Source organism: Brevibacterium sp. LS14 (assembly GCF_012027885.1).
In the GTDB taxonomy this organism is placed as follows: domain Bacteria; phylum Actinomycetota; class Actinomycetes; order Actinomycetales; family Brevibacteriaceae; genus Brevibacterium; species Brevibacterium casei.
Genome location: NZ_SJXG01000051.1, coordinates 91,500 through 106,240, shown reverse-complemented (window position 1 = coordinate 106,240; position 14,741 = coordinate 91,500). Strand labels below are relative to the sequence as shown.

Genomic DNA, 14,741 nt, shown 5'->3' with positions numbered 1-14,741 from the left:
CTGGCTCAGCTCTGCGTGCTCCGACGGGCGTCTCCCCAGATGTCGACACCCGAATCAACGGCGAAGTCGTCGATCGCGGAGAGCTCGTCGTCGGTGAACGGCGCGGAGTCGAGGGCGGCGACGTTGGTCTCGAGCTGGTCGACGCGGCTCGCGCCGATGACGAGGGAGGAGACCCTGGGATCGCGCAGCGCCCAGGCGAGCGCCATCTGGGCGAGTGACTGGCCGCGGGCGGCGGCGATCTCACCGAGTCCGCGGATCCGGGCGAGGTTGTCCTCGGAGAGGAACCCGTCCTTGAACGACGGAGTGTCCTTGCCGGCCCGTGAGTCCTCGGGCACTCCGCCGAGGTATCTGTCGGTGAGCAGGCCCTGGGCGAGCGGGGAGAACGCGATGACGCCGAGTCCGTGCTCGGTGGTGGTGTCGAGGAGACCGTCGTCCTCGATCCAGCGGTTGAGCATCGAGTACGAGGGCTGGTGGATGAGCAGCGGGGTGCCGAGGTCGTCGGCGATCTGAGCGGCGCGGGCGGTGTCGGCGGCCGAATACGAGGAGATGCCTGCGTAGAGGGCGCGCCCCGAGCGCACGGCGGTGTCGAGCGCGCCGATGGTCTCCTCGAGCGGAGTCGAGGCGTCCGGGCGGTGGGAGTAGAAGATGTCGACGTAGTCGAGGCCGAGGCGGGCGAGCGACGCGTCGAGGCTCGAGAGCAGGTACTTCCGGCTGCCGCCGGGTCCGCCGTAGGGGCCGGGGTGCATGGCCCAGCCGGCCTTCGTCGAGATGATGAGCTCATCGCGGTAGGGGCCGAGGTCCTCGCGCAGCTGCCGGCCGAAGTTGATCTCGGCCGATCCGGCAGGCGGGCCGTAGTTGTTCGCGAGGTCGAAGTGGGTGATGCCGAGGTCGAAGGCGCGGCGGACCAAGTCGCGCTGGGTCTGGAAGGCGACATCGTCGCCGAAGTTGTGCCACATGCCCAGCGACAGTGCCGGCAGGACGAGACCGGATCGGCCCACCCTGCGGTAGGTCATCGAGTCGTAGCGGTTCTCGGCAGCGGCGTACACGGAGTCTCCCCTCAGCAGGCGAACGGTGGCTTCGTTCAGCTTAGGTCACTGCGGCTGATCAGCCGTGATGCCTGCCTCCGCGGCGAAGTTGCTGATCCGTGCGGCGAGCTTGAGGTCGCGGTCGGTCACGGCACCGGTGTCGTGGCTCGTCAGGGTGATCTCGACGCTCGGGTAGGTGAGCGTGATGTCCGGATGGTGGTTGGCCGCCTCGGCGGCGGCACCGACCCGGTTGACGAACTCGAGTCCGGTGGCGAAGTCTCCGGTGGCGTAGGTGGCGACGATCGTGTCGTCGGCGCCGTGCCAGTCGCTCAGCCCCGCGGCCTCGAGGGCGTCGGTGAGTGTCTGTCCCGTGTATTCAGTCATGTCACCATGCTAGGAACTGGCGTCTCCCACGGGAACCCCTCGCGACGAATGCGTGCGCTCAGCCGCGCGGTTCGCATCCGCATCCCGGCCATCCGCGCGGTTGCGATCCATATGCTGCGGATCGATCCATGCCACGCGGATCGGAACCGAGCGGTTGCCGACCCGCCGCAACCCCGCCCTCAGCCTGACGGACGGGTGCTTTTCGCGCGATGGCGGCGCACGGCATCGCGATTGGCGCACCGGACCGAGCAGTACCGTTGACGGCCGCCGCGCGTGACGTCGACGACGACGTTCGCACACGGGTCGCCCGGAGACAGCCCCGCCGCACACCTGCCGAGACGGTGCATGCCGCGCGTCGTGAGGTGGAGGGCGGTGCCGACGCAGATGACGGCCCGCAGCACGTGGGCCAGCGACTGATCGGCATCACGGTAGTGCAGGTGCCAGCCCTCGTCGTCATGGTCGACGAGCCGCGGGAATGCCGCCGCGCTCGCCATGATCGCGTTGAGCAGCTCCGCGCGGGCTTCCGGGCTCTCGGCATCGACGACCCTCAGCCATTCGTCGATGACGGCGCGAGTGTCGCCGAGGTCGGTCGGTGTCGGCGTGAATCCCATCGTCATCCCGAATTCCCGAGTCCGTGCTTCGATTCCGGCGCGGTCGCCTGGCCAGTCGTTGGCCAGCGAGGCTGCGAGGAGAACGGCGTACTCACCGTAAGGGTTGAGTTGCATAGGACCATTACACCAGGCTGGAGTCATGGAAGCCAGGACAGAGCAGACGACCACACGGAACCCGTCCCCGAACGGAGACGCCGACGCTTGCGAACACGGCTGGCTGACGGAGTCATGCCATCGGGTCTCGACGGGGACGGTCGCCTACGTCCGGTGTGCACGCTGCGGTCGCCGGCGGGTCGACCACCTCGGCGAGGATGCCCGCGTCCCGACCGCCCTCTCGCGCTCGGTCAGGTGACCGCGCGGGTCGCATCCGCATCCCGGCCATCCGCGCGGTTACGATCCACACGCTGCGGATCGATCCATGCCCTGCGGATCGAAGCCGAGCGGTTGCCGACCCGACCGCAACCCCACCTGCAAGAATTAGACCAGTGGTCTTGAAATCGGATGTGAGCTGTGCCTCAATGGGGAGGTGACGAAATTCCATTCGATCCGCGACCAGCTCCTCGATCGCCTCGAGGGCATGGCCGCCGGGGAGCAGTTCCCGCCCGAGCGCCAGCTCGCCGAGCAGCTCGGGATCTCCCGGATGACCCTGCGTCGGGCGATCGACGAACTCGTCGCCCAGGGCGTCGTGCGCCGGCGCCACGGCGCGGGGGTCTTCGCCCTCGGCCCGAAGTTCGACCAGCCGCTGGCCGCGAGTTCGTTCACCGAGGACATGCTCGCCCGCGGGCTCACTCCCGGCTCGCACGTCCTCGGCTTCGTCCGCGGCCCGGCCGGGGCGCACATCGCCCGGAAGCTCCACCTCGGCGAGGACGACGAGGTCGTGACGATCCTCCGCCTCCGCCTCGCCGACGCGGAGCCGATCGCCCTCGAGGAGCTCCACATCCCCGCCGCCCGCGTCCCCGGCCTCACCGCCGACGACCTCGAGGACAGCTCGTTCTACGAGCTGCTGGGCACCCGCTTCGGCATCGAGCTCGCCCACAGCGTGCAGACGATCGAACCGACCCTCCTCGACGCCGACGAGTCCGCCCACCTCGCGGCTCCACCGCAGGCTCCGGCGCTCCTCTTCGAGCGGATCTCGCGCAGCGCCGACGACGTTCCCTTCGAGGTCGTCCGTTCGGTCTACCGCGGTGACCGCTACAAGGTCCGCACCGAACTCACCGTCCCCGTCCGACCGGCCAGCCCCGAAGGTCGCCCCGCAGCCCGCCCCGCAACGCCCGCCGAGGCCCGCGCCGCAGCCCGCCCCGCAACCCCCACCCCTGCAAGCGGTGACCGGGCATGATCATCGCCGGGTTGATGACGGGAACCTCGGCCGACGCCCTCGACGTCGCCCTCGCCGAGTTCGTCCACGACCCGTCCGCGGACGAGCTCGGGGTGCGCCTCCTCGCCGGCGAGGAGATGCCCTTCGACCCTGCCCTGCGCACCGACATCCTCCGCCTCCTCGAACCCGTCGAGCTGCCGCTCTCCCTCGTCAGCGACGTCGACGGTCGCCTCGGCCGCTTCAGCGCCGAGGCGCTCGCCCAGGTGTGTGCGAACGTCGGGGCCGTCCCCGACCTCGTCGTCTCCCACGGCCAGACCGTGCGCCACGACATCGCCGAGGCGCGGGTGACCTCGACCCTCCAACTCGGCCAGCCCGCGTGGATCGCCGAGACCCTCGGCGTCCCCGTCCTCTCCGACGTCCGCTCCCGCGACATCGCCGCCGGCGGGCAGGGAGCCCCGCTCGTCGGGATCCTCGACGCCATGCTGCTCACCGATGCGGATACCCCGACCGCGCTGCTCAACCTCGGCGGGATCGCCAACGTCACCGTCATCGCCCCGGACCAAGACCCGTTCGCCTTCGACACGGGTCCCGCGAACGCCCTCATCGACGTCCTCGCCCGCCGGATCACCTACGGTGCGCAGTCCTGCGACGTCGACGGGGAGCTCGCCGCCCGCGGAAGGGTCGACGCGGCACTGCTGAGCGACCTCCTCGGCGAACCCTATTACCGGCTGCCCGCCCCGAAGTCGACGGGCAAGGAGCACTTCCATGCCGCTTACCTCGACCGATACCTCGCCGACCATCCTCGGCTGAGCGAAGTCGACGCGATCGCCACGGTCACCGCGCTCACCGCCCGCACGATCGCCGAGGCGGTCCGTCCCCACGGCGTCACCGCGGTCATCGCCTCCGGGGGTGGGACCCGGAACCCGACGCTCATGCGTGCCCTGCGCGCCGAGCTCGGAGAGACGGTCACCCTCGAGACGACGGACGCGGCCCTCGGCCTGCCCGAGGGGTCGAAGGAGGCCGTGCTCATGGCGCTCATCGGCTGGCTGAGCTGGCACGGCCTGCCCTCGACCGAGCCGAGCCTCACGGGCGCCGCCCGCCCGACCATCGCCGGACGGCTGAGCCCGGGGTGGAGGCCCCTGCGGCTGCCCGCGCCCCTGGAGCGCCGGCCCCGCCGGCTGCGAATCCTCGGCGGGCCGCCGCACGACCCGCCCTCGCCCGACGCGAACCCCACCTGAGCCGACCCCCACCGACGCGAATCCCACCGAAGGAGCACCGACCATGCAGATCATCGACCTCCTGGTGATCGTCGCCTACCTCGTCGCCACCGCCTGGCTCGGCCTCAAGCTGAGCGGGAAGCAGAGCGGACTGAGGGACTACTTCCTCGGCGGACGGGATCTGCCCTGGTGGGCGGTGTGCCTGTCCGTCGTCGCGACCGAGACGAGCGCACTCACCGTCATCGGTATCCCCGTGATGAGCTACCTCGGCGACATCTCCTACCTTCAGCTCGCGCTCGGCTACATCGTCGGGCGCATCATCGTCGCCTTCCTCATGCTTCCCCGCTACTACGACGGCGAGATGATCACCGCCTATGCCTACCTCGGCAAGCGCTTCGGCCAGTCGACGCAGACCACGGCGGGCATCACCTTCCTCTTCACCCGCCTGCTCGCCGACGGCATCCGCGTCCTCGCCGCAGCGATCCCGCTCAAGGTCATCCTCGACGGCCTCGGCGTCCACACGTCCTACTTCGTCATCATCGTCGTCCTCGCGCTCGTGACGATCGTCTACACGTTCATCGGCGGGATCAAGGCCGTCGTCTGGGTCGACGTCGCCCAGATGGTCCTCTACGTCCTCGGCGGGGTCCTCGCGATCGTCGTCATCACCGCGAGCGTCGGCGGAGGATGGCTCGCCGAGGCGGCCGCCGCCGGAAAGCTGCAGATGTTCGTCTTCGAGGGCAACCCGATCAACGCGGCCGGATCGTTCATCCCCTCGTTCGTCGGCGGCGCCGTGTTCGCGATGGCCTCCCACGGTTCCGACCAGATCATCGTCCAGCGGCTCCTGTCGTGCCGGACGAAGGCCGACGCGCAGAAGGCGCTCATCGTCTCCGGCTTCGTCGTCTTCGTCCAGTTCGCGATCTTCCTCGCCGTCGGACTCGCCCTGTGGGCCTACTACGACCAGGCCCTGCCCGCCGACCTCGGGCTCACCCGCGACGACGAGATCTTCCCTCTCTTCATCATCGAGGGCCTCCCGCCGGGGATCTCCGGCCTCCTCCTCGCAGGCATCCTCGCCGCCGCGATGTCGACCCTGTCGTCCTCGCTCTCGGCCCTGTCGTCCTCGACCGTCACCGACGTCTGGGCCCGGTTCAGGCGGACCCCGCTCACCGACGCAGGGGGCCTCAGGGTCGGCCGCTGGGCGACGATCGCATGGGGGATCGCGTTCATCCTGCCGGCCACGGTCTTCGAATCCGACTCCGGCAACATCGTCATCCTCGCCCTCGGCATCGCCGGCATCACCTACGGCGGCCTCCTCGGCGCGTTCGTCTTCGGCATGGTCAACAAGCGCGCGACCGCCGTCGATGCGAACATCGCCTTCGTCCTCGCCATCGCCGTCAACGCGTACTTCTTCATCATGGAGAAGTACGTCACCGGTGAGATCTGGGTGGCCTGGCAGTGGTACCCGCTCCTCGGCGTCATCGTCATGGTCGTCGTCGGCGGGCTGCTCTCCATGCGCCACCCGTCCGCCCCTGCCCGCACCCCCGCCGAGGTGGAAGGAAGCCTCCGTCCATGACCGATCAGTCCCAGCCCGCGCCGTCAGCCGACGCCCGGCCCCGGCTGTCCCCGACAGAACAGCGCAACCCCCGCAGTGCGGGCCTCGACGACCTCGATGCCCTCGGCGTCCTCCGCCTCCTCAACACCGAGGACCGGGTCGTCATCGACGCCGTCGCAGCCGCCCTGCCGCAGCTCGCGGCCCTTGTCGACACCGCCGCCGAGCGGATGCGAGCCGGCGGAACCGTCCACTACTTCGGGGCGGGGACCTCGGGTCGGCTCGGGGTGCTCGACGCGAGCGAGCTCATGCCGACGTTCAACCTCGAACCCGGCCGCGTCGTCGGACACATCGCCGGAGGAGAGCCCGCCCTCGTCAACGCCGTCGAGAACGCCGAGGACTCCCTGACCGACGGACGCACCGCGGGTGCCGCGCTGGGGGAGCGGGACGTCGCGATCGGCATCGCGGCAAGCGGGTCGACGCCCTACGTCCGCGGCGCCCTCGAAGCCGCCCGGGCGAACGGCGCGCACACCGTGCTCATCTCGAACAACCCGCACGCCCCTGTCGCCGATGCGGCCGCCGCCCACATCGTCCTCGACACCGGCCCCGAGGTCGTCACCGGGTCGACCCGGCTCAAGGCCGGCACCGCGCAGAAGCTCGCTCTCAACGGCTTCTCCACCGCCCTCATGGTCGCCCTCGGCCGCACGTGGGAGAACCTCATGGTCTCCGTCGTCGCGACGAACGCGAAGCTGCGCGACCGCACCGTGCGCATCCTCACCGACGCCGCCGACCTCGACGAGGCAGCGGCCCGCGACCTCCTCGCCCGATGCGGCGATGACCTCAAGACGGCGTTGGTCGTCTCCTTCGCCGAGGTGACTCCCGCCGTGGCCGCCGAGCTGCTGAGCACCCATGACGGTTCGGTGCGGGCGGCGATCGCCGCGGCCGGCCCGACCGGCGGATCGGCTCCGCCCGGCGGCCCGAGTCAGACCGGCGGTTCGGCCCCGACCGCCGACGGCCCCGCGGCCGGAGGCAGCGACTGATGCGCGACTGTCAGGCCGCCGAACTCGTCCTCGGCATCGACGTCGGCGGCACCGGCTCCCGCGTCGCGCTGGCCGCGGCCGCAGACCGGGACGCGGACCCCGCCGCATCCCCGGAGAGCGCCGACGATCCGGCGGCGCACCCGGCGGTCGCGGACACGACACGCTCCGACCGCCTCGGCGAACACACTGTCCTGGGCACCCTCACCGGGCCCCGCGTCGAGATCGGACCCGAGGGCAGCAGCGCTCCCGTCGTCATCCGGCGGCTCGTCTCCGCGGCACGGCAGGCGTGGCCGGAGCAGATCCCACGCGTCGTCGGCATCGGGATCGGGGCGACCGGGATCGCCTCCCTCACCGATGATCCCGCGGTGCTCGCGCAGGTCATCGCCGCCGAAGCGGACGCCCCGACCGCGGTGACGATCGATGCCGTCACCGCCCACCTCGGCGCGCTGCGGGGACAGGGCGGGGCGATCGCGGTGCTCGGCACGGGCGCGATCGCCATCGCCCATCCCGGTGCCGACGATCACGGGGTGCTCACCGCGCAGTGGTCGCGGGTCGACGGCTGGGGGCACCTCTTCGGCGACCGCGGGGGCGGGGCGTGGCTGGGACGGCTCGCCCTCGAGGCGGCCCTGCGTGCCCACGACAAGGTTGACGTCCGCGGTGCCGCACTGCTCGCGGCGGCCACCGGTCGGTTCGGGCAGCCGAGCTCGTGGCCGGCGACGTTCTACACGCGCAGCGACCGGGCGGGCCTCCTCGCCGAGTTCGCCGCCGACGTCGCGACTCTGGCCCGCCTCGACGATCCCGTCGCGGTCGACCTCCTCGCCGAGGCGGGACGGGAGGCCGCCCGCAGCGCCGTCGCCGCGGCGACCGCGGCCGGGGCGCAGCGGGTCGCGGTGACCGGTGGGCTCACCCAGGCAGGGGAGGCGCTGCTCGAGGCCTTCCGCGCCGAAGCGCAGCATCGGCGCCCCGACGCCGCCGTCGTCGAAGCGGCGGGCAGTCCCCTCGACGGTGCGCTCGTCCTCGCCGACCATGTCGCCGCCGGCCGGGTGCGAGCCCAGGCCGAAGTGCTCTGGGTGTGAGGACCCCCGAGGTGGTTCCGGAATCAGCGGGGAGGAGCCGAGGTCGCATGCCCTGACAACCGGGCTTGCCGTCTCCAAGTGTTCACCTGGCCTGCACCTGCGGATCAACCCCAGGTCAGAATCCCCCCGCAGGATCAACACTGTGAGAATCAGTGGTGAACCGACCTCCGGGATCGACCGCCTCATGCGCGGCACCGATCTCCCCGTCAGGCCCAGTCTTCCCTCCGCTCTCGTCCGGACCCCTCGGACCCGGACCTCCGCCTCGGCGGACATCGAACTGCCGACCGGTGAGCGCACCCGGGCGTACCGCTTCTTCGAGGCGCTGCCGGCGCTCATCAGCTATACGGCGATCGCGCTCGTCTTCGTCCTCCCGTTCGTCGACGCGATGCTCGGCGCGGTCTACGTCCTCACCATCGTCGGCCTCACCTTCGTCCGGGCGATGCGCGGAGCCGTCGACGTCGCCCGCGGGTTCGCCCGCTACCGGCGGGCCGCCCGCGTCGATTGGAGGGCCCGGCTCGTCGACCTCGAGCGGGCGATGGATGGGCGTGCGCCCCTGCCGGTCCCACTCGGCGGGTTCCGTGCCGCCGAGCACCTCGCCGAGGTCGCTCGGGTGCGTGCGGATCCCGCTTCGGTGATGCGCCCCTCCACGCTCATCCATGCCGTCGTCGTGGCCGCCTACAACGAACCCTTCGAGGTCATCGCGGGAACGATCCGGGCCCTCCTGCACACGTCGACCTCGCCAGGACAGATCGTCGTCTTCTTCGCCTACGAGGAGCGCGGGGGCCCGGCGATGGCGGAGACCGCCCGCCGCCTCGCCGCGGTCTACGGTGACCGGTTCCGGGCGTTCGAACTCGTCCCCCATCCCGCGGGCGTCCCCGGTGAGATCGCCGGCAAGGGCGCGAACATCACGCACGCGGGGCGGGCGCTCGCCGCCTGGGTGCGGGAGGAGGCCATCGACCCGGAGCGGGTCATCGTCACCACCCTCGACTGCGACAACATCCCGCACGAGTCGTACTTCGACTGCGTCGCCTACGAGTATGCGATCGCGCCGGACCGGGCCAGGGTCTCGTTCCAGCCGATCAGCCTCTACATCACGAACATCTGGGATGCGCCCGCGCCGTCGCGGGTGGTCGCGAGCGCGAACTGCTTCTGGAACCTCACGACGACGGTGCGGCTCTTCGCGCTGCGCAACTTCGCCTCGCACTCCCAGCCGCTGCCGGCGCTCATCGACATGGGGTTCTGGTCGACGCGGACGATCGTCGAGGACGGCCACCAGTACTGGCGCAGCTGGTTCCACTTCGACGGCGACTATCGGGTCGTGCCCGTCCACGTCCCGATCTACCAGGACGCCGTGCTCGCCGGCAGCTTCGCGCAGACGATGGTCGCACAGTTCAAGCAGCTCAGCCGCTGGTCGTACGGTGCGAGCGACGTCCCCTACGTCGGGGTGAGGGTGTTCGCCGGGGACGCCAGATCCCCGTTCTGGCCCGGATTCCTCCGCTTCCTCTCTCTGCTCGAAGGCCACGTCAGCCTCGCGACGATCTCGGTGATCATCGCCGTCGGAGGGTGGATCCCCTTCGTCGTCGCCACCCAGACCGGTCAGGCGACCGAGTTCATCGAGCGGATGCCGATGACCGTCGGTCTCGTCCAACAGCTGGGAATGATCGGGCTCATCGTCTCCGTCGTCGTCTTCCGTGCCCTGCTGCCCCCGCGCCCGGTCCACGTGCCGCCGCTGCGGAGCGTGACGATGTGGCTGCAGTGGCTGCTCTACCCGCTCACCCTTCTCGTCTTCAACTCCGGCACCGCGCTCTATTCACAGTGGTGCCTGCTCACCGGCCGGTACCGGGAGCGCTTCGACGTCACCGAGAAGGTCTCCGGAGCTGAGCTGCGCCGGACCGCGTAGTCCGGGTGTGGGGGACTCCTCGCCGAGGCGGGGGCCGGGTCCCGATGCCGATATCCCGAAGCCGAGTCCCGATGCCGGCCCTCGCCGTCACCCTCCCGGTGCTTCGCAGATTATGGGTTTCCTCAGTCGAGTCTCAGGTCTTCACCCCTGTGGGGCGGCGTGAGCGCGGCGTAGTGTCGAAGACATGAACGCGATATTCGACTCCATCCGCAAGATCGGCTTCCGCCGCGGACCCGACCGGATCGTCGGCGGCATCGCCGGGGGACTGGCGAAGGTCACGCGGCTCAACGTCTGGCTCGTGAGGATCCTCGTCCTCCTCTCCTTCCTCCTTCCCGTCGTCGGCCTCGGCGCCTACGCCGTCGTCTGGGCGATCACCCCGTGGCAGGACGGGAGCATCCCGCTCCAGCGTGCCCTCGGCGGCAGTCAGCTCGAACGGTAGGCCCGCCTCTGAGAAGCCCACGACTCGCGTGACTGCGACCGGCAGTTCCGGTCACGCGATGAGGCCCCGCGTTCCCTTGTCAGGGAGGGAACGCGGGGCCTCCTGATGTCCGCGCCCGAGCGGCACACTTCGTCGGCATTGTCCCTGCTCAGCACATCTGCGTGACACATTCCCAAAAACAGATGTTGGTTTTGCTGTGTTTATGCCCGAATGTGTGAGATTATGAATCCGTGTACGCCGCCGAACGCCAACAGACCATCCTCGCCGCCGCCCGGTCGGCCGGCCGAGTCGAGGTCACCGCCCTCGCTGATCAGCTCAATGTGACAGCCGAGACGATCCGGCGGGACCTCACGGTCCTCGAGCGGCGCGGACTGCTCAAGCGCATGCACGGGGGAGCGATCCCGGCCGAGGCCCTCTCTCTCGAACCGGCGCTCGAGGAGCGCATCGGCCACCGCGCCGCGGAGAAGCGGCGCCTCGCACTGCGCGCCCTCGAGGAGATCCCCGACGGCGGCAGCGTCCTCCTCGACGCGGGCACGAGCACTCTTGCGATCGCCCAGGCCCTTCCCGACGAACTGGCCCTCACCGTCGTCGCCAACAGCCCGATGATCTGCGCGGCCCTCGCGGCGAAACCGGGGATCACACTCCTCCAGCTCGGCGGTCGGGTGCGCGAGCTCACCGGTGCCGCAGTCGGACGGTGGACCACCGAGGCGCTGTCCGAGCTCACCATCGATGTCGGGTTCATCGGCACCAACGGGTTCGACGTCGACCGCGGTCTCACCACGCCTGACGAGTCCGAGGCCGCAACGAAGCGGGCCATGGTCGACGCTTGCCGTTCGTCGATCCTTGTCGCGGACTCGAGCAAAGCCGCGCAGGTCCACCTCCATCGCTTCGCAGGCATCGACGCCGTCGACCTCATCATCACGGACACCGACCTCGGCGACCAGAGCGCTGAAGAGCTGCGCGCCGCGGGACCGGAGGTCGTGACCGTATGATCGTCACCCTCACGCCGAACCCCAGTGTCGACCGTGCCGTCACCGTCGACGCGCTGCGCCGCGGCCATGTCCTGCGGGCGCACGCCTCTCGTGTCGACCCGGGCGGCAAAGGCGTCAACGTCGGTCGGGCGCTGTCCGCGATGGGTGCTGACCCTCTCGTCATCGTGCCCTCGGGCGGTCCCGAAGGCGCACTGTTCGAGACGCTGCTCGCCGAGGACGGCACCCCCACGAGGGTCGTCCCCATCGCCGAGAGCATGCGGATGAACATCAGCGTCCTCGAGCCCGGCGGGACGACGACGAAGCTCAACGAAGCCGGCCCCGCACTCACCGCCGCCGACGTCGACAGTCTGCTCGAGACCACGCTCGAGCACGCCGCCCCCGGTGTCTGGATCGCCGGCTGCGGCAGCCTCCCGCCCGGAGCACCCGCCGACCTCTACGCCGCGCTCGTGCGCGAGGCCCAGGCTCGCGGGGCCAGGGTGGCCGTCGATACCTCCGGGGCGCCCTTCGCGGCGGCCGTCGCCGCCGCACCGACGCTCATCAAGCCCAACCGCATCGAGCTCGCCGAACTCTGCGGCCGCTCCCTTGACACCCTCGGAGCTGTCATCGACACGGCGCGGGAGCTCGTGGCAGCGGGCGTCGAGAACGTCGCCGTCAGCCTCGGCCGCGACGGTGCGGTCCTCGTCACCGCCGAGGAGGCCCTCCACGCGACAGCGGTCATCACCGACCCTGTCTCCACCGTCGGAGCCGGCGACTGTATGCTCGCCGGCCTGCTGCTCGGACTCGACCAGGGTGCCGGTGCCGCGAGCGCTCTCAGCCAGGGAGTGGTGTGGGGTGCGGCCGCCGTGCGGCTCGAAGGCACCGCCGTGCCCACCCCTGCCCACCTCGTCGACATCCCGCTGTCGATCACCCGCGAGCCCGAGCTCGCCCTGCCACTGGACGACTGACTCGCCCACCGGGTCACGAAAGGAACCGCCATGCCACTGATCAATGACGAACAGGTGCTGCTCGACCTCGGCGACGCCGACCGGTCCGCGGCGACGCGGAGGCTCGCCGAGTGCCTCGTGGCCACCGGTCGCTGCACCGACCTCGACCTCTTCGTCGCCGACGTCGAGGAACGCGAGGCGAAGACCGCGACCGGCCTGCCGGGAGGCATCGCGATCCCGCACGCCCGCAGCGCCGCGATCACCGAGCCCTCGCTCGTCTTCGGCCGGACCACCGACGGCATCCCGTGGGGTGCCAAGGACGGTCCCGCCCGCCTCGTCTTCCTCATCGCGGCCCCCGCCGACGGCGGGGACGCCCACATGAAGGTCCTCCCACAGCTCGCCCGCGCTCTGATGAAGGAGGACTTCCGACAGGCGCTGCTCAACGCCGCGACCCCGGCGGAGGTCGTCGCCATCGTCGAGGAGCAGGTCCACCTCGACGATGACGCGTCCGCGACGGCTGCCACGTCGCCGACAGCCCCGGCGTCGGCCGGACCCTCGACGGCTGCCGGATCCCCGACGACGGACGGTGCCGACACCCCCGCCGAGGCGGCCGCCCCGGTTCCCGCCTCATCGCCGTCCACGGAGCCGTCGCCCACGGATCCGCCGTCCACGGAGCCGCCGTCCGCGGAAGCGAGGTCCGCCGAGTCGGCCGACCGCACCTTCCGGTTCGTCGGTGTGACCTCGTGCCCGACCGGCATCGCCCACACGTACATGGCCGCCGAATCCCTCGAGAACGCCGCCCGCGCGGCCGGCCACGAGATCATCGTCGAGACGCAGGGCTCAGCCGGATCGACCCCGCTCACCGCGGCGCAGATCGCCGCGGCGGACGCCGTCATCTTCGCCCACGACGTCGAGGTGAAGGAACGGGCACGCTTCGCCGGCAAACCGACTCTCGACGTCGGCGTGAAGAAGGCGATCTCGGAGGGACCCCAGCTCATCAGCAGGGCCGCCGAACTGGCCGCAGCCGGACCGACCGAGGCCACCGCCTCGGCGATCATCGACGAACGGACCGAAGACGAGGCGACCGAACGGCTCGGATTCGGCACCAAGCTGCGGCAGTGGCTGATGACCGGTGTGTCCTACATGATCCCGTTCGTCGCCGCCGGCGGCATCCTCATCGCCGTGTCCTTCATGCTCGCGCAGATCGCCCTCGGTGAGAGCGGAGCGATCGAGATCGTCAAGTACGGCCTCGTCGGCGACGACCAGTACAACATCGCCCAGAACTTCGACCTCACCAGCCTCACCTCGTGGGCGGCTCTCGCCTACGTCATCGGTGCTGCGTCGTTCGGCTTCCTCGTGCCGATCCTCTCCGGCTACATCGCCTTCGCGATCGCCGACCGGCCGGGCCTCGTCCCGGGCATCGTCGCCGGCTCCGTCGCCGTGACGATGAATGCCGGGTTCCTCGGCGGCATCGTCACCGGTCTGCTCGCCGGGTTCGTCGCCAAATGGATCTCGAGCTGGAAGGTCCACAAGGGGGTCCGCGGCGTCATGCCCGTCGTCGTCATCCCGCTCCTCTCCACGCTCGTCACCGCAGGCCTCTTCATCACCGTGCTCGGCCGCCCGATCGTCGCGCTCATGGACGGCCTCAACGCGGGACTCGGCAGCCTCACCGGCGGCGGTGTGCTCATCCTCGGGCTCATCCTCGGCGCCATGATGGGCTTCGACCTCGGCGGCCCCGTCAACAAGGTCGCCTACGGCTTCGCCACCGCCGGACTCTCGGCGGCAGGCACCGCCATGGATGCCCCGCAGCTGAAGATCATGGCCGCGGTCATGGCGGCCGGCATGGTCGCACCGCTCGCGCTCGCCCTGGCGACGACGGTCGCTCCGAAGCTCTTCTCGGTGCCGGAGAGGGAGAACGGCAAAGCGGCCTGGCTGCTCGGAGCCTCGTTCATCTCCGAAGGCGCCATTCCATTCGCCGCCGCCGACCCGATCCGGATCATCATCGCCTCGACCATCGGGTCGTCGGCGACCGGCGCCCTCGTCATGTTCTTCGGGTCGACGCTGCTCGCACCCCACGGCGGCATCTGGGTGCTCCCGCTCATCGGCCAGCCGCTGCTCTTCGTGCTCGCCCTCGCCGTCGGCGTCGCCATCACCGCCGCCCTCGTCGTCCTGCTCAAGGCGCTCGCGGCCCGGCGCCGGGCTGAGAAGGCTGCCGACAGCCTTCCCGAGGCGGCCCCGGTCGCCGCATGATCAGACCTCGCACCACCCGCACC

The 14,741-nt window shown here is 70.6% G+C and carries 13 protein-coding genes; 10 read left to right on the top strand and 3 right to left on the bottom strand.

Annotated features, from left to right (window positions below):
- Positions 1 to 5: 5 nt before the first annotated feature.
- The 3 genes from mgrA to EZE58_RS11090 form a co-directional block, all read right to left on the bottom strand.
- Positions 6 to 1,046, bottom strand: coding sequence for an L-glyceraldehyde 3-phosphate reductase (gene mgrA, locus EZE58_RS11100; RefSeq protein ID WP_095376339.1), 1,041 nt, complete (start codon positions 1,044 to 1,046; stop codon positions 6 to 8).
- A 45-nt stretch (positions 1,047 to 1,091) separates the two neighbouring features.
- Complete coding sequence (locus EZE58_RS11095) at positions 1,092 to 1,409, bottom strand: 4a-hydroxytetrahydrobiopterin dehydratase (RefSeq protein ID WP_167560563.1); 318 nt, start codon at positions 1,407 to 1,409, stop codon at positions 1,092 to 1,094.
- Positions 1,410 to 1,588: 179 nt separating this feature from the next.
- Positions 1,589 to 2,134, bottom strand: a complete 546-nt coding sequence (locus EZE58_RS11090; RefSeq protein WP_009380992.1) for a CGNR zinc finger domain-containing protein — start codon at positions 2,132 to 2,134, stop codon at positions 1,589 to 1,591.
- A gap of 412 nt (positions 2,135 to 2,546) precedes the next feature.
- Between EZE58_RS11090 and EZE58_RS11085 the strand changes: the two genes are divergently transcribed.
- The 10 genes from EZE58_RS11085 (at position 2,547) to EZE58_RS11040 (ending at position 14,718) form a co-directional block, all read left to right on the top strand.
- Entirely contained in the window at positions 2,547 to 3,356 is an 810-nt protein-coding gene (locus tag EZE58_RS11085) for a GntR family transcriptional regulator (RefSeq protein WP_095376336.1), read from the top strand.
- A 14-nt stretch (positions 3,357 to 3,370) separates the two neighbouring features.
- Complete coding sequence (locus EZE58_RS11080) at positions 3,371 to 4,573, top strand: anhydro-N-acetylmuramic acid kinase (RefSeq protein WP_232254120.1); 1,203 nt, start codon at positions 3,371 to 3,373, stop codon at positions 4,571 to 4,573.
- A 43-nt stretch (positions 4,574 to 4,616) separates the two neighbouring features.
- The gene (locus tag EZE58_RS11075; RefSeq protein WP_119297205.1) at positions 4,617 to 6,122 is read left to right on the top strand and encodes a sodium:solute symporter; all 1,506 of its coding nucleotides are present in this window, start codon (positions 4,617 to 4,619) and stop codon (positions 6,120 to 6,122) included.
- Positions 6,119 to 7,138 carry an N-acetylmuramic acid 6-phosphate etherase gene (gene murQ, locus EZE58_RS11070; protein WP_009380984.1) on the top strand — a complete coding sequence of 340 codons (1,020 nt, stop codon included), beginning with the start codon at positions 6,119 to 6,121 and terminating at the stop codon, positions 7,136 to 7,138. Before EZE58_RS11075 ends, murQ begins: the two co-directional genes overlap by 4 nt.
- Complete coding sequence (locus EZE58_RS11065) at positions 7,138 to 8,214, top strand: BadF/BadG/BcrA/BcrD ATPase family protein (protein WP_009380982.1); 1,077 nt, start codon at positions 7,138 to 7,140, stop codon at positions 8,212 to 8,214. The genes murQ and EZE58_RS11065 overlap by 1 nt, the downstream gene beginning before the upstream one ends.
- 142 nt (positions 8,215 to 8,356) lie before the next feature.
- Positions 8,357 to 10,114 (top strand): hypothetical protein, encoded by a 1,758-nt coding sequence (locus EZE58_RS11060; RefSeq protein WP_119297204.1) that lies wholly within the window; start codon positions 8,357 to 8,359, stop codon positions 10,112 to 10,114.
- A gap of 184 nt (positions 10,115 to 10,298) precedes the next feature.
- On the top strand, positions 10,299 to 10,553 hold the full coding sequence (locus EZE58_RS11055; RefSeq protein WP_009380979.1) for a PspC domain-containing protein: 255 nt from the start codon (positions 10,299 to 10,301) through the stop codon (positions 10,551 to 10,553).
- A 230-nt stretch (positions 10,554 to 10,783) separates the two neighbouring features.
- On the top strand, positions 10,784 to 11,545 hold the full coding sequence (locus EZE58_RS11050; protein ID WP_009380978.1) for a DeoR/GlpR family DNA-binding transcription regulator: 762 nt from the start codon (positions 10,784 to 10,786) through the stop codon (positions 11,543 to 11,545).
- Positions 11,542 to 12,489 (top strand): 1-phosphofructokinase, encoded by a 948-nt coding sequence (gene pfkB / locus EZE58_RS11045; protein WP_009380977.1) that lies wholly within the window; start codon positions 11,542 to 11,544, stop codon positions 12,487 to 12,489. Before EZE58_RS11050 ends, pfkB begins: the two co-directional genes overlap by 4 nt.
- Before the next feature lie 30 nt (positions 12,490 to 12,519).
- The gene (locus EZE58_RS11040; protein ID WP_009380975.1) at positions 12,520 to 14,718 is read left to right on the top strand and encodes a fructose-specific PTS transporter subunit EIIC; all 2,199 of its coding nucleotides are present in this window, start codon (positions 12,520 to 12,522) and stop codon (positions 14,716 to 14,718) included.
- Positions 14,719 to 14,741: the final 23 nt, after the last annotated feature.